This window comes from Ulvibacter sp. 2305UL32-6, from assembly GCF_058148545.1.
Genome location: NZ_JBYVKA010000001.1, coordinates 997380 through 1016483 on the forward strand (window position 1 = coordinate 997380; position 19104 = coordinate 1016483).

A 19104-nucleotide genomic window follows, 5' to 3' on the forward strand; every position below is an offset into this window, starting at 1 on the left:
AAAACAACGCAAATAAGCGCCTATGGCCACCTCTTTTGAGAAATATCAGAAACGAAGACTTATATCATCCTACTTTTCGGTAGTGATCAGTATTTCGTTGGTCTTGTTTTTATTGGGCTTATTAGGACTTCTAGTGCTCAACACCAAGAAAGTTGCAGATCATTTTAAGGAAAAGATCGCACTTACGGTTTATTTAAAAGACAGCGCTAAAGAAGTAGAAATAACCCAACTTGAACAAAGTCTTGCTTTGGCAGAATACACCAAATCTGCTAAATTTATTTCCAAAGAACAAGCGGCGGAAGAACATTCGGCTGTGATCGGCGAGAATTTTATGGAGTTTTTGGGTGAGAACCCACTGCAGAATAGTATTGATGTTTATATGTTGGCCGATTATGTCTCTCCCGAAAAATTGGAAGAGATCACAACTGAGCTTATGACCAAAGATTTTGTGGATGAGGTGATCTACGACAAACCTTTGATCGCACTGCTTAACGACAACGTAAAAAAGATCAGCCTTTGGGTATTGATCATTAGTGGGTTGTTCACGTTTATAGCCGTTTTATTGATCAACAGCTCGATACGACTTTCAGTATACGCAAAACGATTTACCATCAAAACCATGCAAATGGTGGGTGCTACAAAACGCTTTATTAGGCGTCCATTTATTTGGAAAAGTGTGCGTTTAGGCATGATCGGAGCCATTTTAGCGATGATTGGTATGGGTTTAGTGCTTTACTATTTAAACAAGACTTTCCCCGAATTGCAATTACTGGATGATCAATTATTATTGGGAGCACTGTTTTTATTTATATTTTTAATGGGGTTATTTATCACTTGGATCAGCACATTTTTTGCGACGCAACGTTTCTTGAACTTGCGAACGGATGAGCTTTATTATTAAGATTTTAAATTAAACATTTAACTTGTACGTCCTTGAAAGGGCTTAAAAATAAAATAGATAGCAATTATTAAACGTTTATCACGTTCTTTTTCCGAAGAACAACCAATACAAGAATCATGGGAGAACAAAAGAGAAAAGAAGAAAAGCAGTATAAAATTGAATTTATCTTCGAACGTAAAAACTACACCTTTATGCTTATTGGTGTTGCCTTTATCCTTATTGGTTTTATGCTTATGATGGGCGGAGGAAGCGACGACCCTAATGTATTTAATCCAGAGATCTACAGCTGGAGACGGATTCGTTTAGCGCCTGCTTTAATTCTTATTGGTTTTGGCATTGAGGTTTACGCCATTTTGTTGAATCCGCACAAGAAAGACTAATCTATGGATGCATGGGAAGCCATTATTCTTGGCATCGTCCAGGGTTTTACAGAATTTCTACCCGTTTCGTCTAGCGGACATTTAGAACTGGGAAAAGCTATTTTAGGAGATACTTCGGTACCTGAAGAAGGCTTGTTATTTACTGTGGTGCTACACTTTGCTACTGCTTTGAGTACCATTGTGGTATTCCGAAAAGATATTGTTGATATTATTACCCAACTGTTTAAATTTCAGTGGAACGAGGAAACACAGTTTATTGTTAAGATCATTATATCGATGCTTCCGGCAGTGATCGTTGGATTATTATTTGAGGAAGAACTCGAAGCCTTTTTTGGCGGAAATATCGCCTTTGTTGGCGCCATGCTTATTATTACAGCTTTATTACTTTGGCTTGCAGATCGAGCTGAAGACACCGGTAAAAAAGTTTCTTTTACCCATGCTTTTATCATTGGTGTTTCACAAGCAATTGCAATGCTTCCGGGTATTTCTCGCAGTGGAGCGACTATTTCTACTTCTGTATTATTAGGAAACGACAAGAGCAAAGCAGCTCGTTTTTCTTTTTTGATGGTGGTGCCATTGATCTTCGGAAAGATAGCCAAAGATATCTTTAGCGGCGACCTTTCTTCGGAAACTGCCAATTTTACAACACTCGGTTTAGGATTTATCGCCGCCTTTATTTGTGGCCTTATTGCGTGCACATGGATGATCTCACTGGTACGAAAAAGTAAGCTCTCCTATTTCGCCCTCTACTGTTTAATTGTAGGTATTATTGCCATTTCTGTAAGTTTCTATATGTCATGAAGACTGTAGAAGATTATCAAAACGGACAAGTACTTTTAATTGATAAGCCATTAAATTGGACGTCTTTTCAGGTGGTGAACAAAATTCGTTGGCTGATCAGAAAAGAATTTGGTTTAAAAAAACTCAAAGTAGGCCATGCGGGTACGTTAGATCCGTTGGCTTCTGGGCTCCTAATTCTCTGCACCGGGAAATTTACCAAGCAGATAGAAACCTATCAAGCACAGCACAAAGAATATACGGGTGTTATTACTTTGGGAGCTACCACGCCTAGTTACGATTTAGAAACGGAGATCGATGTTCAATTTCCTACAGAAGGAATTTCTTCGGAAATGATTTATGCCGCAACTCACCAGTTTATTGGAGATATCCAACAGCAACCACCAATATTTTCGGCATTAAAAAAGGAGGGAAAACGACTCTATGAATTCGCCCGAGCAGGCGAAACGGTAGACATCCCAAAGCGCGAAGTTCATATTTCAGCTTTTGAAATCACCAATATTGATATGCCTGATGTTAGCTTTCGCGTTGCCTGTAGTAAAGGAACTTACATTAGATCCTTGGCGCATGATTTTGGTAAAGCACTTAACAACGGAGCTCATCTTTCAGCATTACGCCGCACTAAAATTGGTTCCTTTTCGGTGGAAGATGCCATAAGCTTAGACGATTATATAAAAGCTTTTCAAGCATAAAAGATTCTTAAATAACCGAAATTTTACCTATTTTTCGCGAGGTTTGCATAGAATCTGTTTTATTTCCCCATGAATTTTAATTATTCATATCGCGCTTTCTTGATCACTTCCCTACTTTTTGGGATCCTGTTCACAATTCTCTTTGGAATTAAATTAAAGTCGGATGCCACTCCTGAAGACGAAAGTGACGCTGTTGAATATATTGAGATCATTCCCGAACGGCTAGAGGATCTGGCCACCAACAAAACCGAAAAGGTCGCAATAGAAACAAATCGCGCGTATAATGAAGCCGAAAAGTTTATCCGTGAATTGGAGAGTGAACGAAACGAAGCTATGGAGTCTTCCGAAGACTTGTCGGACGTTACCAAAACCGAGTCGGTTGATAACGGTCTAGGAAATTCGGTAAAAAAAGTTGAGGTCAAGAAAGTTTCCGAAGAAAAAAAAGTCACAAAACAGAAAGTGACTTCTGCCAAAACGCTGGCGACCAATAGTGCTAACCGGCGTACAACCGTTCAATATAATTTAGTGGACCGTAAAGCGATGGATCTTCCCAACCCTGTGTATACCTGTTCTAGCGGCGGAAAAGTTGTTATTACCATTGAAGTTGATGCTTTGGGCCGTGTAACAAAAACCAATTATAACAAAAGCGCTTCGACCACGAGTAATGGTTGTCTTGTAGATAGCGCGCTTGAATATGCTCGCACTGCTCGGTTTTCGACGAAGGCTGGAAAAAAGGAGCAATTAGGAACCATCACTTATAATTTTCCCGGACAAGGAATTTAAAAGATCAATTTATAAAGGTCTTCTGCGATATTTTTACCCTTATCCTTATTATACCAGACTTGCAGTTCATGTTTGAATTCGGGCGTTAGCATACCATGTTTTTGCTTGTAATCGATTACCATTTGAGTCGCTGTAGAAGGTCTAGGACCCCAATCGCCAATAATTTCCTGTGTTTGATTATCAAAAACGATCAATTTAGGAATACCCATGGTTCCATTTGTTAAAAATTGACTCATTAAAGCTGGATGTTCATCACGAAGTACAATTTTGAGGTTGATAGACGCTGCTATTTCAGCCAATTTATTCATCATAGGCAACGATTGTGCAGCATCACCACACCAACTTTCACTAATGACAAGCCAGGTTTGATCTCCTTTAAAATTTTTAAATGCGTCTAAAATATACTCAGGAATAAGAGTTGTTTTATCAAGGCGTCTCATTCGAGAATCATTCAATAAGGTATATTGTGATAAGGCTGGTGTTTGAACAGGACCGGTACTTGTTCCCTTTGCAACGTGATCTGAAACTAACTTTCTATAAGCATCATAACTAATGGCGTGAGCCAAAGAATCTAAAATTAGTGTTATGCGATCTAATTTTGGAAGCGTATCTTTTATTTTCATAACATATATGACGAAAAACAGTATGGAAACTTACTATCTTTAATTTTAAAACAAAGTTATGAAAAAACAACGTTGTTGGTGGTGTGGAGACGACCCCTTGTATATTGCTTATCACGATACCGAATGGGGCGTTCCCGTCAAGGATGACGCAGCTCTATTTGAGTTTTTGATCTTAGAAACTTTTCAGGCAGGTTTAAGTTGGATCACGGTGCTTCGGAAGCGGGAAAATTTCAGAAAAGCATTTGATTCTTTCGACTACAAGAAAATAGCGAATTATGACCAGGAAAAAATTGATTCGTTATTACAAGATGCTGGGATCATTCGTAACAAATTAAAAATTCGCGCAACGATCACCAATGCTCGAGCGTTTATGGAAATTCAAAAGGAGTTTGGAAGTTTCAGCAAGTACATTTGGGGCTTCGTAAATCATGAGCCCATCAAGAATGCCTTACGCACAAAAGAAAACGTACCAGCGAATACAGCGTTGAGTGATACATTGAGTAAAGATCTTAAAAACCGCGGATTTAAATTTGTGGGCACAACGGTCATTTACGCCCATATGCAGGCAACGGGAATGGTTAATGACCATCTCGTCGATTGTTTTCGCTATAATGAGATTTGAGAAGTATTAGTTTGCTCCTCCTGAATAAGATAGATATCGATTCTCTTTATTGTAAACTCGCAAAGCCTTTAGGGTCTGCTTATAGCGGTACTTTAAGGTTGCATCTGTTGGTCTTTCCATTTCAAACAGCATCTCGAACCACTTTTTAGCGGCTGAGTAGTTGCTCTTAAAATAGTGTGCGTTTGCGAGATCTTTATAGATCAGAGCAGTACCGTAACCTTCTTTAACTACTTGTTCGTAGACAGCGGTTACATCAACATCTACATTGACGTCAATTTTCTTAGTAGTCTTTTTCTGGGTCTGTGAAAAAGCGATCGATGTGCAGCATAAACATACTAGCACTGTGAGGAGTGTGCGTATTTTCATAATTAGGGGCTTAAATAATAGGGCATAAAGATGGTAAATTCCTACAAATTAAGCAAATATATCGCTTATTAAGTGTGTTTACTGTAAGAATTTTCCTTTATAAATTGCAAATATGGTCTACAATTCGGGGTTTCCTAAGATCTAAGCGTTTAGGTTTGTTTGTTAATTTTTAATCAGTTTTTTGGTTATTTCGCCAAATTCTCCTGAAAAGGTAATGAATAAAATACCATTCCAATCATCCTGAAGGGGGATTTCAATGATTTGGTCTGTATTCTCAACGGTCATATTATACAATTGTTGTCCTAACATATTGAATACACTAACCTTTACATTTCCTTCAGTGCTCATACGAGCAAATACATTTTTACTTGTAGGATTAGGGAATACAGTCACCAAATTAGTTTCTAGTGCATTATGCGTAGTGCCTAAGATTTCAGTGTCAATGGTCCAATATCCTTCTGGTGCAACAATAGGTCTGGTTAATGATTTCCCAGAATTGGCTTCCGCCCAGATATAATATTCAACATTCTCTGGGTTTGCTGGAAATTCAAGATCTGCTGTCCAAGTATCATCACTTACAAAAGTCATGGCAGTTTCAGAAAAATCTGTAGTTCCTTCAATTCTCCAAAAAACTTTTGCTTCGCTAATTCCTGAAATGTGTTTGATCATGGCATCGATAGGCACTGTAGTATTTGCATCTGCTGTTGGCACAGGTTGGTGAACAATCCAAAGCGGATCTGCAACGCCAATGGTATGTGTTATACAGTGAATGGCTCCAACTGCCGAAATAAGATTCTCCCCTGGATTGTCCACGTCGATACCCACAATATTATAACCGGGCATCATCTCTTGCCATTGCGCAAGTGCGGGCCCATCTACTTCAGGACGGTATATTGGCAATAAAATAGTTTTATTTATAAAAACTGAATTGGTGAAATTTCGATAGTAACCGCCATTATCCGGGTAATTCCCGCCCGTACTTGGTGGTGCGTCGATCCATTTTACCTTATATGGTGTTCCGAAGGGAGACATAAAATTATTGAGGACATAATCAATATTTGCTTCAATTTGTGGGCCATCGGCCACACCGTCAGGATACTTGCTAACTAATAAAGTTTCTTCATCGAGTAACTTTAAATGCATGTCGATATGATTAATCACATCGTAAGGTAAGGGTGTCATTTTTATGTAGCGATCAATTCCCATATACTCATTCATGATCTGATCGATCTGTGCTTCTGTTTTCGCTGAAACGCCATAAGGGTTACCCGCTTCGTTTTCATTAAGGATCAATTCCGAAGCAAATGCATTTCCTAAACCATCGCTCATAAAATTCCCCCCTGTGTTCACTAGATCCATGTTTCCAGTGTTTGTAGTATAGCTTGGCATTCCAACAAGACTCGCATGAAATGGCGGCATCACATCATCATTAGGTCGGGGTCTATTATAGATCCAATCTACCAATCCGCGTTCGCCAACATCGTCTGTATAAATTGTGTTTCCGCCGTAATCCCGAATCCAGATACTGTCCCAATTTTCATCCAAAAAACTTACATTGGTTACATCGATTCCATTTGCGGTCAAATAATTACTAACTGAAGTTGCATTTTGAGTTGTAATGATCACCTTACACTCCTCAACAGCTGCTGCTACGATCTGGCGCAGAATACCAGGAAAACCTGGATCCCATGTAAGCACTAGATATTCAACCTCTTCCCATTCGGCCATGGTACGCACAGGCCCGGTTGGTGGCGGAGTGATACGTGAACTAGTAAACTGATAGTTAGGGAGAAGTTCTTTTTCGGCTTCCGTTAAACCTTTTGGAAGCGACTCACTTTGCTGAGAAAATACAATTGGAGTGTAGAGAGCAAGTATTAAAAGAAGAAAGAAATTGCGATAAAAACGTTTCATGGTGAGTTTTTTTATGGCTTCTAAGATACACTTTTTGTTCTTTTCTATAGAACATCTTTGTCTACTTAACGCTTTAGATAGCGTAAAAATTCTTTTCGCGCTATTTCTACAGCACCGAGTCGCTCTAAATGTGCGGTGTACATCTGACAATCGATCAATTTATAATCTAAGCGAACCAGTTGCTGCACCCAATGATAGAAACCAACTTTAGAAGCGTTTGAAACCTTGCTAAACATACTTTCACCACAAAATACTTTTTGAACAGGCAAATCGATACCGTACAATCCTCCTACCAACTCATCGTCTTCCCAAACCTCAACTGAACATGCATGCCCTTGTTTATGTAGTATCTCATAGGTCGTGATCATCTCATTGGTGATCCAGGTACCATCTTGCCCCTCTCTACCGATGTTGGCACATTGCCTAATCACTTCAGAAAAATTTTTATTGAAGGTTACGTGAAATTGTGATGACCTTATCGTTTTCTTAAGGCTTTTGGATACTTTTAATTCCTTCGGAAATAGTACCATTCGCGGGTCTGGGCTCCACCATAAAATGGGCTGATCGCTTTCATACCACGGAAAAATACCAGAATGATATCCCAACAATACACGTTCGGGACTGAGGTCACCTCCTACAGCCAGCAGCCCATCTTCATCTGCTTGGGAAGGATCTGGAAACCAGCATGAGTCATCTAACAAAACCATCTAACTAAGTAATACGTGGGTATTTTAATAAAAAACCCTGAATTGTGAGCCAAAAATAATTAGCGTTCAATTCAGGGCTCTAGTATGACCAATCGACTTTTCCTAAAAAGGAAGATCGTCGTGATCGTCTTCGTTTAGATCGTTTACAGGCTCAAAGGTATCTGCCGGTGGCATTGGAGGCATGTCTTGAGATACGGCTTGCTCTGCATTTTCAATTCTCCAGCCAGTAATGCTGTTAAAATATTTTGTTTCTCCTTGTGGATTCACCCATTCGCGACCGCGCAAATTGATGCTTATTTTTACATTTTGACCAACTTTATAGTTATTTAATAGATCTGTTTTATCCTGAACAAATTCTACTAATATGTGTTGTGGGTATTGTTCTTCGGTAGTAACAACAACTTCGCGTTTTCTGAAGCCATTGTTTCCGTAGGTCTTCGTTTCTTCGATCATTTTAATCTTTCCTGTAATTTCCATTTTGCGTAATTTAAAATTCTAACTATTTACTATTATTTTGCCAGCAATAAGCTGAGTGCTTCCATTATTTTTCCTTCTGAAATAAGTCCTTTAGCGGCCAAATGCCTGTCTTCTATTTCTCCCGTTGTAACGGCATATTGAATTGTTTCCGAAGCATTTAAAATAAAATTTTGTATAAATTCTTCGGAAGGAAGTTGCTCTACATTTCCTAAAAGTCCGAGATCATTCCCCGTTAGCACCGTACTATTTTGCACTTCTAAAGGTAGCGAGTCAACACCTATCCCTAAGGTAAGTAATGGCTTTGGCACTTCAAACAAACCGTCTTTAGCACGGCTATACCAATTACCGCCCATTCTAGACACGGTATCAATTTTTAAAGGATCAATAACTCCAGCTTCATCTAAAATTGATTCGTCAATGTGTAATTTGACAACTTCACAGATCACCAAGTTCCCTGCACCTCCTTCAGTACCCAAAGCGATCACTTCTTTTACCTTACATTCTAGCTGAACTGGCGCCTCGGCCACACGTGGTGGGGCAACGATTTCAGAAGGTATTTCAGTAAAACCTGCCTTTACAAACTCATTGACTCCTTTGGCATATTCCGTAGAAGATAATGACATTTGTTGCACCATGGCATAGTTCACAATGTTGATAACTACCTCTTTAGTTTCTAAAACATTCTCTAAAGTATGCTTTGTGGTGTTATCTCGCACGCGACGCGCAGGTGAAAAAATTAAAATAGGTGGCTTGGCACTAAAAACATTGAAAAAACTATAGGGAGAAAGATTTACGTTCCCCTCTTTGTCCACAGTACTTGCGAAGCAAATAGGACGAGGCGATACCGACCCAAGCAGGTATCCGTGTAATTTTCCCGTAGGAATCTCTTGAGGTGTTATCGTGATCATGAAATGCAAATGTATTTAATCTATAGGGCTTCCAAAAATATGAGAACACAATAATATCAACATAATTACTTTATATTTATCGACTTTGATTTTTAACCGATTTATCTTCGGTTAAAACTTAAAAATTGTTTTTCTATGCAGAATAATACATCGCTAACCCGCTGGCTTTTTATCAGTTTTTCACTCCTTATCATTAGTTTGATCCTATGGAATACGTTTTCGTTTTTTAATAGGCTAAAAGACAATGAACGAACAAAAATGCAGATCTGGGCGGCGGCACAGGCTGAAGTTCAAAATGACGATCCAGATGCCGAAATTAGCGTTACTGCACTTCAAATTTTACAAAGCAATACTACAACTCCCATGATATTGTACAGTCATAAAGAAGATATTTATGATTCTAAGAATATCAATGGTTTTGATGTGACCAAAGAAGCGAAAAAGCGACAGCGTCTCATCACTCAATATATTTCGGAATACAAGCCTATTGAGGTTAAATACAAGGATGAGTTACTAACTACGATATACTTCGGAAACTCCCCCATAATTAATAAAATTAAGTATTACCCAGCATTTCTAATACTCCTTCTGTTTTTGTTTATTGCTGCCATTTACTTTTTTAATAAGACCGCAAAATCGTCTGAACAGAATAAGCTTTGGGCGGGAATGGCAAAAGAAACAGCACATCAAATAGGAACTCCTTTGTCTTCCTTGGTTGGTTGGGCAGAAATCTTAAAGACTGAAAATGTAAACCCCGAATACATAAAAGAAATAGAAAAAGATATTGATCGTTTAGAGACCATTACTGAGCGTTTTTCTAAAGTAGGTTCTATTCCTAGCCTTAAGAAAGCCGATATTGTTGCAGAGACCAGAGACTCTTACGAATATCTAAAAAGTAGAACCTCAAAACTGATCAATTTTAATCTAATTACGCCAGATGAACCTATCTATGTTCAATTAAATCCACAGCTCTTTAGTTGGACCATTGAAAATTTAGTGAAGAATGGTATTGATGCTATGAAAGGTAAGGGCGATATTACCATTGCTATTGAGCAGAATAATAAAAATGCGCTAATAAGCATCTCCGATACAGGCAAGGGAATTTCAAAAAAGAACTTTAAACGAGTTTTTACTCCTGGGTTTACTTCCAAAAAAAGAGGTTGGGGGCTAGGTCTATCGTTAGCAAAACGTATCATTACCGAATACCATAATGGAAAAATTCGCGTTTCTAAAAGTACGTTAGGCAAAGGAACCACTATGGAAATTGCCTTAAAAATAGCGAACTAACACTACATTATGGGGACAACTACACATGTCTTGCACAACGCGAGAGCTACTAACAACTGCCCGGAATGCTACGGAAATGATGGCTTAGAGTTTACTTTTTCGCAAAAAATGGTCGAGAGTGTTTTTATGAAAAAACCAGATCCTAAAGTGACTGAACTTCTCTATTGTCATACCTGTAATAATCAGATCTATCCAGTAAGTTGGACCGACGATATTGAACGTGTATACAAATACAACAAGAAAATAGCAGAAGAAAAGCGATTACCCCTTAAATTAAAACCGCTACTTTATGGCTTTATATTACTTGATGCAATTATTGTGGGTGGTTTAATCTACTATTTCGTATTACGCTAATTCGTTCTGAATTGCTTCGGCAAGTGCCGAAAACTCTTCAGAATTCATTTTAACCTTGTGAGAAAAGGTCATTTCTTTCATACTGTTTAACGGAATGAGATGTACGTGCACATGGGGCACTTCCAAACCTACAACAGCAACTCCTACACGCTTGCATGGCACTACCTTTTCTAAGGCAATGGCCACTTTTCTAGAGAACATCATAAGCTTTGCATATGTGTCTTCATCCAAATCAAAAAGTTTATCTACTTCTTTCTTCGGAACACATAAGGTATGACCTTTGGCATTTGGATTAATATCTAAGAACGCAATAAAGTGGTCATCCTCTGCTACTTTGTAACAAGGAATCTCACCAGCAATGATCTTAGTAAAAATTGACGCCATTAATCTCTTGATATTTCAATAATCTTAAACTTTAGTGTTCCATTAGGCACTTGTATTTCGGCAACATCCCCAACTTCTTTTCCTAATAGTCCTTTTCCGATAGGAGAATCGACAGAAATTTTTCCTGTTTTAAGATCAGCCTCACTCTGCGCGACCAATTTATAATTCACTTCCATACCGTTATTCTCATTCTTGATCTTTACAGTAGAATGGATTAAAACTTTGGATGTGTCTAATTGAGACTCATCTATAACACGTGCATTAGCATACACTTCTTCTAATTTGGAAATTCGCATTTCAAGCATTCCTTGTGCCTCTTTGGCAGCATCATACTCGGCATTTTCACTCAAATCTCCTTTATCACGCGCTTCGGCAATTGCCTGCGACGCTTTTGGACGTTCTACATCTTTTAATTGATTGAGTTCGTCCCTTAGTTTTTTTAAACCTTCAGTTGTATAATAAGATACTTTACTCATAACTTCATCGTTGTATATCTATAATCTTAATGTTCTGTTTCCGTCAAAAAACGAAAACACTATATACCAAGATTCCCGCCAGCGCGGGAACCAAAAAACCCTATGGAAGATAGGATTTTGTATCTCAAAGATACTAAAAAAATAAATAACCATCTATTTATTGTATTTTTGACAAAGTAATAAAACAACTATGAAGCCCCTCTTTTTCAGTATACTAATTGTTGGTTTGCTCTATTCATGTGGAAAGGATGATGATCTGCGAAATGACAATCCAAATCTTACCGATCCAATTGTCAATATCTCACTCAATTTAAATCTGCCACAATACGATCCGCTAAAATTTCCAGGCAATAGTGTCATCCTAAGCAGCGAAGGAATTCGCGGTATTGTAGTGTATAATGTCAATAACGATCTATACACTGCCCTTGAGCTTAGCGACCCCAATCATCCGCCCAATGATTGTTCGCGTATGACCGTTGCCGCACCCATTGCCACCTGTCCGTGTGGTTCAGACACGAATGAATATTTTATCACCGATGGACAGCATACTACAGACAATAATCTGTATCCTATGCAAGCATATCGAGTGACTCGAACTGGAGATCAAATTAGGATCACCAACTAGAAAAGAATGGTTGCCCCTAGTAGGAAGTTGGTGGTTGCCTGTGGGTAAAAGCCTGCCCCTTCTACCGTCGTGATGGTTCCAGGTTCGCTAAAATCATCATCGTAGGTAAAGAAATATCCATTCGAAACATATTCTACGCTAAACAAGTTGTTTACCAGACCGGAAAACAAAATCTCTTTTGCAAACGGCACTTTCTTCCAACGATACGTTATATTGAGATCATTGATAAAATAACTCTCTAACTTAGAAAACTCACTGTCAATATTCCCCATAAATTGCTCTCCTACAAATTTTGAAAGAAAACCGAGATTGAGGTCCTCAACCGGTTGATATTGTATTATATTACCCGCTACAACAGCAGGCGAATACGAAATATTGGTGTTGCCTAAATTGACTAGCTCTCCATCTCTTGAAAAAATAAAATCAACATTTTTATTTGTGCTTAAAGCGATATTTGGCATGATCTGTAGTTTTTCTGAAACTGCCCACATAGCATCAATTTCAACACCCAAACGATAACTTTTTCCACTGGTTGCTCTAATGGGAGCACCCACATCATCAATAGCACCTGTCAACACCAACTGATCTTTATAATCCATATAAAAAAGATTGGTATTTATTTTTACTTTTTCTGAAGCATAACGCCAGCCTAATTCGAAATCGTCTAATATTTCAGCCGTAAATAAGTCTTGCTCAAAATCACTTCTTCTAGGTTCGCGATTCGCTCTTCCGTAGGAAAAATAAAACTGATTTCCCTGGTTTAACTGAAAGGAAGCACCAGCTTTGGGATTAAAAAAATCGTAATTAATATCAACTTCCAATGGAACACGATCTGAAGTGATCCCTGAGATCGTATGATTTAAAAATCTTCCTTGCAGATCGGCAAACACGCTCCATTGATCGTTAATACGGTAGGTTGCTTTCGAAAAAATAGTAAATTCTTTTTTTGTGCCATTTCCTTGATAGTATCGACCTCTATAATCATATCCTGTAGGGAATTCAGACCATAAGATCTCACCAAAATGATCACCGTCATACAAACTGTAAAATGCACCTCCCGTAATTTCCAAAGCATCTTCTTTATAAGTTGCATTGGCATTAACAGCATAAAAATCGTTATCGAGCCATCTTTTTCGGATATAATCAGTTGATGTAATAGTTTCACCATTAACTTCAACAGGTTCTGCACCTATAAAATCGAATGATGATGCACCGCTAAAAAGCACATTGCTGTAATAATAGTCGTCTACATACTGTTCAAAGTAGCCTCTTCCGAAGGTATAATTCAACGAAACATTGGTCGTCCATGCACCATTAAAACGCTGATTCCATAGCAGCTGATAGTGATCTTGCGCATAGTTATCAACTTCATTATCGTAATACCCCTGAAAATTACCATCGGCATCAAATTGTTGGCCTACGGTGTTAAAGGTTCGGTCGCTCTCCAGAGTTGCAGCATCAATTCCATAGTACGCTTGGTAAGTTTCCTCGCGACCGCCAAAGGTAATCGCCTTGATCAAAGTATTATCTGTAACATAGCTCCCTTGTAAAAAATAGGATTTCAGATCACTCGAAGCTCGGTCAATATACCCATCACTTTGAATTGTTGATAATCTTCCCGCAATTTCGATCTTGTCATCAAGTAAACCGGTACTAAATTTTACATTGTGTTTTCTAGTATTATAGGAGCCAAAACTATTAGCGATCTCACCATAGGCCTCTTCTGAAATAGCATCGGTTAAAATATTCAGACTAGCTCCAAAAGCACCGCTTCCATTGGTTGACGTACCCACACCTCGTTGGAGTTGCAAACTTTCCACGGAAGACGTAAAATCGGGTAGATTCACAAAAAAGGTTCCCTGACTTTCGGCATCATTAAAAGGAATTCCATTAAGCGTTACGTTGATTCGCGAACCGTCACTTCCACGAACGCGCAAATACGTATACCCCACGCCTGCTCCAGCATCACTAGTTGTGACCACAGAGGGCAAATAATTAAGCATATACGGAATGTCTTGGCCCAAATTTCGTGACTCGAGCTCTTCGGCAGTGAGATTGGAATGTGTAATAGGTGAATCTGCATCAACGCGAACACTCTTGATAAGTACTTCTTCTAGGTTTTCTACCTTGGTAGAATCTTGTACTTGTGTTTGGGCAGCTAGTTGAAAAAAGCTTGCAGTTAAAATGGCAAAAATAGCAGTACGTTTCATTCGTAAACAGTTTTGTTACGAATAAAAGGGGCATTATTCTAAATTTATAAAAATGATGTTGTCTGGTCGAGCGCAGTCGAGATCTTATGAGAAAAACTCGACTCACATCTCGACTGCGCTCGATGCGACAGTAATATTCCTTAGCAGCATTACCTGCTCAGGTTCCATGGGTATAATCTCAGCCTAATTTCTTAAGCACCCCTTTGAGATGTTCCGCAAAGATATACAAAGAGTTGTTTGCATTTGCATTTTTTTATCAAAACCTTAATACCCTCTTCTACAATTTGTGGCTACTTTTGAGGTATGAACCTTGGCAGGCAACGATTTACGCTTAAAATTATTCTCAGTTATTTGGTGCTTGTTGCCTTAGCTGTGTTTGTAAGTATCTTTTTGTACAATGAACTAAAGGATGAGTTTAATACAACAACAGAAACGGCCGCCGAGAAACGATATATTGAAACAGGCTCCCTCCTCATCTCACTTTACGAAACAGATCGCTTTTCAAAAATCGCATTGCTCACCCTTGACGAAACCGACTTCAACAATTATTTAGACAAAAATGATTCGCTGTTTGGAACTATAGAATATATCAAAAAGTTGACTTCCGAAGAAATTCAAAAGCAACAACTCGATAGCATTAAAATCCTGTTGCGCGATAAAGAAGATAATATTGCGGAACTGCGATCCTTAAAAATTGAAAACTCCAATGACACCTCCTTAGATGCAATTCTGAAAGAATTTAAAAGCCTTGAGGACAATATTGGCAAACTTACTATAGAAAATTTTGTTGCAAACCCTGAAAAACTTTCTAAAAAAGAACTCCAACAGGTACAACGTTATGTAGATTATATGAATCGTAATAGGCAGCGTGACAGCATAAATGTGCCTGCTGCTGTGATTGATTCAATTCTTGGCGTTACCCGATATATAGTGTTGGGCGCCAAACGCAACAACCGTCAGCTTAAAGCCTCCCTTGTTGAAAAGGAAAGTGAACTCATTACCAATGATCTCATAATTTCAGAAAAGATCCAACAAATGATGTATGCTTTTGACAGCGAAATCACGCGGAAACAATCTCAAGACAAACAGCAAAAAGTAGCCACTGTTACCCGTTCGTCAAAGGTCCTTAAAACCTCTGCGGTTTTAGGAGCAATCGTTATACTCCTTTTTTCATATTGGCTTATTACCGATTTCTTTAAAGCTGAAAAGCTTAAAGATAAACTTCAAAAGGAAAAACAAACAACCGAAGCACTCCTAAAAAGCCGAGAGCAACTTATTGCTACTGTAAGTCATGACCTCAAAACACCATTAAGCACCATCATGGGGTATACCGAGCTTTTTAAAAACACCTCACTCTCCGAGAAACAGACGTATTACAACGCAAATATTGGAGATAACGCTGCGTATATAGCAAAACTGGCAGATGATCTGTTGGATCTATCGAAACTGGAAGCCGGAAAGTTGCGTTTAGATAAAACACCCTTTAAACTAAAAGCGATCATAGAGCAAATCGCTGAAGATCAGCGAGCCCTTCATAAAGAAAAGTCTGTCAAATTAACCGTTTCTATCGATAAAAATCTTTCCACCGCAACCTATTTGGGAGACGCACTGCGTATCCGGCAGATCATTACCAATCTGGTCTCGAATGCTTTTAAATTTACGTCGGAAGGTGAAATAAATATTAGCGCAACGCCTATTTCCGAAGATATACCTCATCAACCTATAGTTAAAGATCACGACATCATTTCACTCGCAGTTAAAGACACAGGTATTGGTATTGAAAGAGAGAAACAGGCTCGCATATTTCACGAGTTTACCCAAGCAGATGACGACACAACACAGCGCTACGGTGGGAGCGGTCTAGGCCTTACCATTTCTAAAAAACTCACACTACTTTTAGGAGGAACTTTAGATGTGACAAGCAGGCCTGGCGAAGGGAGCACCTTTATATGTACAATTCCACTAGAAAGAACAGACGCTAAAGTTATATCAGTTTCTTCGGAAATAAAACCGTTAAAGGGTCTCAGCGCAGTGATCATTGACGATGATCTTTCTATCCTTCAAATGCTGAAAGAGGTTTTTGAGCAGTTCGGACTAAGACCTATATTATTTTCACAATTCAGCGATCTAAACGAAAAGGTCGTAGCTAATGCCGATTTTATCTTGACCGACATGCAAATGCCTATGCACTCTGGGTTTGATGTGCTTTATGCAATTAAAACAGGTGTTTTTTCAAACCACGCTGCTATTCCGGTGATTCTTATGACGGGCGACAGATCGAAAGCAGAACGTTTTTATATTGATAAAGGGTTTGCTGCAATGCTTCAAAAACCATTTACGCCTAACACACTTTACAAAACGTTAGTGAGTTTGTTTTCTTCGGAAGCCACTTTACCAGCTTCCGAAGAAAACAGCAATATATCTAAAACCGATTATGATCTAAGCTTGCTTCGTTCGTTTATGGGCAGTGATCACGCCGTACGCGATATGCTACAAACATTTTTTGTGCAGTCTGAAAAAGACCAACAGGAATTGCATAGATCTATTGAAAATGAAGACTATAAGGCAATACAAAACATTGCTCATAAAATGCTAACCATGTGGCGTCAGTTGGAAGCAAATACTATTGTTTCTTTATTGGAGCCTTTTGAACAACCCGTAGCAGCCGATTTAGATCGAACTAATTTGGCGAAAAAGGAAGAAATACTTCAGAGAGAGATCTTAAAGATCACAACCCAGTTAAAAGCAATCTAGCGATCGATCCCGTATTGTTCCATTTTATTATATAAGGTCTTACGCGACATTTCTAATAGAATTGCGGCTTTAGATTTGTTTTGACCGGCCTCTGCCAACGCATTTAGAATTAGCTGTTTTTCGTTAGCTGTTTTTGAAAAATCTACGAGTTTTGATTCCTTGTCTTTAACCTGAAGAACCTCCCTTGGGATGACATCGAGTAGAATAAGAGTGCCTTCGGTTAAAAGAACAGCTCGTTTGATCACATTCTTTAATTCTCGTAAATTTCCAGGCCAATGATACGCCCTAAAAGCGATCATTACTTCTTTACTCACTCCTACAACATTTTTGTTTAACAGCTCGTTTGCCTCCCTCAAAAAGGCATCGATAAAAAATAACAAATCTTCCTTGCGCTCGCGTAAGGGCGGAATTTCCACAGAAAACTCATTTAGCCTGTGATACAGATCTTCTCGAAATGTTCCGTCGGCCACCGCTTCTCTCAAGGCTTCATTTGTTGCAGAAATCACCCGAATATCTACTGCAACCGCAACATTACTTCCAACAGGTTTTACCTGTCGTTCTTGTAGTGCTCGTAACAATTGAATTTGATTCTCATACGAAAGATTTCCCACCTCATCTAAAAACAAGGTTCCTCCATGTGCTGCTTGAAAATAACCTTTTTTATCCTCTATAGCACCGGTAAAACTGCCCTTTACATGTCCAAAAAATTCACTGGTAGCGATCTCCTTCGGAATAGCTCCACAATCAACCGCAATAAAGGCGTCTTGGGCTCGTGTACTCGCGTTATGAATGGCCTTTGCCGCCACCTCTTTTCCAGTACCATTTTCTCCTTGAATAAGCACACTCATTTGCGTAGGACCTACCAGAGCAATATGTTCATTTAATTGTTTTGAGCGTTTGTCAATACCAGTGACAAACGCATTTGGTGGCGAGGAAACAAGCTCGGGTGGTGTTTTAATATGATTTTCTTTTTGCTTCGGAAGTGCTTTTAAAGCCTCTTGCACGGTCATTAGCAATTCTTCTGGCCTAAAGGGTTTCGAAATATAATCGAATGCACCTTTTTTAATGGCCGACACTGCTGTACTCACATCTCCATAACCTGTCATCATTACTACAGGCAATTGAGCGTATTTTTGCTTGGCAAAAGCTAAAAGATCTAACCCAGAGCCATCGGGCAGCTGTAGATCGGTAATGCAAATATTAAAAGTCTCTTTCGAAAGTAGATCTTTGGCCTCGTCGAGGGTTGTAACATGATGCACCACGTGATCGTTTCGGGTTAAAAATGTGCTGATCATTTTTCCGAAAGCAATATCATCTTCAACAAGGAGTGTTTTTACAGCCATAGTTATGTGAGAATCGCTAATTTACTCACTAAAGGAAGAAAATAAATTAAAATTATCACAAAAAAGGGCGTCCCGAAGGACGCCCCATGCGAAGTATTGAATCTAAAAAATACCTGCAGCTTACTGCTTTGTTAGCCACTCTCCTTTGGCACTCGAGTGGAGTGTTAGGTTCTGTTTGTCTGCAGTTTTAACAGCGAGTTTAAACTCACCTTTTTCGTTTTTCCAGGCTTTTAAGATGGTGGCATCTTCAAAATCTTTTGCAACGGCATCGCTAACAGGTTGGGGAAGATCAGATACATTGACTTCAATAAAATCTTGAGTACTTAATGTGGTTTGAGCCACTAACTCTTCTTTAGAAACTTCGGTTTGAGCTACTGTTGTGGTTAAGAATCCCATTCCTAAAATTGCGGCAAAAATTAACTTTTTCATTGTATGTTGTTTTTTATTATTCATAGCACAATACCCATTGAAAAAGTTATGCCATGATAAATAAAACTCGACGA

The 19104-nt window shown here is 38.8% G+C and carries 21 protein-coding genes; 10 read left to right on the forward strand and 11 right to left on the reverse strand.

Going from position 1 to position 19104, the window contains the following annotated elements; genetic code table 11:
* The first annotated feature begins 22 nt into the window (after nt 1–22).
* From ACY2RU_RS04795 to ACY2RU_RS04815, 5 genes are all read left to right on the forward strand, one after another.
* Nucleotides 23–901, forward strand: a complete 879-nt coding sequence (locus ACY2RU_RS04795; protein ID WP_490137265.1) for a cell division protein FtsX — start codon at nt 23–25, stop codon at nt 899–901.
* A gap of 116 nt (nt 902–1017) precedes the next feature.
* Nucleotides 1018–1281 (forward strand): DUF3098 domain-containing protein, encoded by a 264-nt coding sequence (locus ACY2RU_RS04800; protein ID WP_490137266.1) that lies wholly within the window; start codon nt 1018–1020, stop codon nt 1279–1281.
* Nucleotides 1282–1284: 3 nt separating this feature from the next.
* On the forward strand, nt 1285–2082 hold the full coding sequence (locus tag ACY2RU_RS04805) for an undecaprenyl-diphosphate phosphatase (protein ID WP_490137267.1): 798 nt from the start codon (nt 1285–1287) through the stop codon (nt 2080–2082).
* Entirely contained in the window at nt 2079–2771 is a 693-nt protein-coding gene (gene truB / locus ACY2RU_RS04810; RefSeq protein ID WP_490137268.1) for a tRNA pseudouridine(55) synthase TruB, read from the forward strand. The genes ACY2RU_RS04805 and truB overlap by 4 nt, the downstream gene beginning before the upstream one ends.
* Nucleotides 2772–2840: 69 nt before the next feature.
* Nucleotides 2841–3554 (forward strand): hypothetical protein, encoded by a 714-nt coding sequence (locus ACY2RU_RS04815; protein WP_490137269.1) that lies wholly within the window; start codon nt 2841–2843, stop codon nt 3552–3554.
* Here the strand turns inward: ACY2RU_RS04815 and ACY2RU_RS04820 are convergent.
* Nucleotides 3551–4177, reverse strand: a complete 627-nt coding sequence (locus ACY2RU_RS04820; RefSeq protein WP_490137270.1) for a thioredoxin family protein — start codon at nt 4175–4177, stop codon at nt 3551–3553. The genes ACY2RU_RS04815 and ACY2RU_RS04820 overlap by 4 nt on opposite strands.
* Before the next feature lie 58 nt (nt 4178–4235).
* Between ACY2RU_RS04820 and ACY2RU_RS04825 the strand changes: the two genes are divergently transcribed.
* Nucleotides 4236–4799, forward strand: coding sequence for a DNA-3-methyladenine glycosylase I (locus ACY2RU_RS04825; RefSeq protein ID WP_490137271.1), 564 nt, complete (start codon nt 4236–4238; stop codon nt 4797–4799).
* Between the two features lie 6 nt (nt 4800–4805).
* On the opposite strand, the gene ACY2RU_RS04830 is transcribed toward ACY2RU_RS04825, so the two are convergent.
* The 5 genes from ACY2RU_RS04830 to ACY2RU_RS04850 form a co-directional block, all read right to left on the reverse strand.
* A complete protein-coding gene (locus ACY2RU_RS04830; RefSeq protein ID WP_490137272.1) occupies nt 4806–5165 on the reverse strand; it encodes a hypothetical protein in 360 nt (119 codons plus the stop codon).
* 162 nt (nt 5166–5327) lie between these two features.
* Complete coding sequence (locus tag ACY2RU_RS04835; RefSeq protein WP_490137273.1) at nt 5328–7076, reverse strand: agmatine deiminase family protein; 1749 nt, start codon at nt 7074–7076, stop codon at nt 5328–5330.
* A 65-nt stretch (nt 7077–7141) separates the two neighbouring features.
* Nucleotides 7142–7783, reverse strand: a complete 642-nt coding sequence (gene aat / locus ACY2RU_RS04840) for a leucyl/phenylalanyl-tRNA--protein transferase (RefSeq protein ID WP_490137274.1) — start codon at nt 7781–7783, stop codon at nt 7142–7144.
* Between the two features lie 102 nt (nt 7784–7885).
* On the reverse strand, nt 7886–8260 hold the full coding sequence (locus ACY2RU_RS04845) for a DUF3127 domain-containing protein (protein WP_490137275.1): 375 nt from the start codon (nt 8258–8260) through the stop codon (nt 7886–7888).
* Between the two features lie 32 nt (nt 8261–8292).
* Nucleotides 8293–9168 carry a flavin reductase family protein gene (locus ACY2RU_RS04850; RefSeq protein WP_490137276.1) on the reverse strand — a complete coding sequence of 292 codons (876 nt, stop codon included), beginning with the start codon at nt 9166–9168 and terminating at the stop codon, nt 8293–8295.
* Between the two features lie 135 nt (nt 9169–9303).
* On the opposite strand from ACY2RU_RS04850, the gene ACY2RU_RS04855 reads away from it, so the two are divergent.
* Together ACY2RU_RS04855 and ACY2RU_RS04860 are read left to right on the forward strand one after the other, a co-directional pair.
* A complete protein-coding gene (locus tag ACY2RU_RS04855) occupies nt 9304–10455 on the forward strand; it encodes a sensor histidine kinase (protein WP_490137277.1) in 1152 nt (383 codons plus the stop codon).
* Between the two features lie 9 nt (nt 10456–10464).
* Nucleotides 10465–10809 (forward strand): hypothetical protein, encoded by a 345-nt coding sequence (locus ACY2RU_RS04860; protein ID WP_490137278.1) that lies wholly within the window; start codon nt 10465–10467, stop codon nt 10807–10809.
* Here ACY2RU_RS04860 and ACY2RU_RS04865 read toward each other — a convergent pair.
* Both ACY2RU_RS04865 and greA read right to left on the reverse strand, forming a co-directional pair.
* The gene (locus ACY2RU_RS04865) at nt 10801–11193 is read right to left on the reverse strand and encodes an HIT family protein (protein WP_490137279.1); all 393 of its coding nucleotides are present in this window, start codon (nt 11191–11193) and stop codon (nt 10801–10803) included. The two genes, ACY2RU_RS04860 and ACY2RU_RS04865, sit on opposite strands and share 9 nt — an antisense overlap.
* Entirely contained in the window at nt 11193–11669 is a 477-nt protein-coding gene (greA, locus tag ACY2RU_RS04870; protein WP_490137280.1) for a transcription elongation factor GreA, read from the reverse strand. Before greA ends, ACY2RU_RS04865 begins: the two co-directional genes overlap by 1 nt.
* 190 nt (nt 11670–11859) lie before the next feature.
* Between greA and ACY2RU_RS04875 the strand changes: the two genes are divergently transcribed.
* Nucleotides 11860–12294, forward strand: coding sequence for a hypothetical protein (locus tag ACY2RU_RS04875; protein WP_490137281.1), 435 nt, complete (start codon nt 11860–11862; stop codon nt 12292–12294).
* On the opposite strand, the gene ACY2RU_RS04880 is transcribed toward ACY2RU_RS04875, so the two are convergent.
* The gene (locus ACY2RU_RS04880) at nt 12291–14504 is read right to left on the reverse strand and encodes a TonB-dependent receptor (protein ID WP_490137282.1); all 2214 of its coding nucleotides are present in this window, start codon (nt 14502–14504) and stop codon (nt 12291–12293) included. The genes ACY2RU_RS04875 and ACY2RU_RS04880 overlap by 4 nt on opposite strands.
* Before the next feature lie 303 nt (nt 14505–14807).
* Between ACY2RU_RS04880 and ACY2RU_RS04885 the strand changes: the two genes are divergently transcribed.
* Complete coding sequence (locus ACY2RU_RS04885; RefSeq protein ID WP_490137283.1) at nt 14808–17258, forward strand: ATP-binding protein; 2451 nt, start codon at nt 14808–14810, stop codon at nt 17256–17258.
* Here the strand turns inward: ACY2RU_RS04885 and ACY2RU_RS04890 are convergent.
* Nucleotides 17255–18601, reverse strand: a complete 1347-nt coding sequence (locus ACY2RU_RS04890; protein WP_490137284.1) for a sigma-54-dependent transcriptional regulator — start codon at nt 18599–18601, stop codon at nt 17255–17257. The genes ACY2RU_RS04885 and ACY2RU_RS04890 overlap by 4 nt on opposite strands.
* 120 nt (nt 18602–18721) lie before the next feature.
* Nucleotides 18722–19030: a hypothetical protein gene (locus ACY2RU_RS04895; protein ID WP_490137285.1), complete on the reverse strand. Its 309-nt coding sequence runs from the start codon at nt 19028–19030 to the stop codon at nt 18722–18724.
* Nucleotides 19031–19104 lie beyond the last annotated feature (74 nt).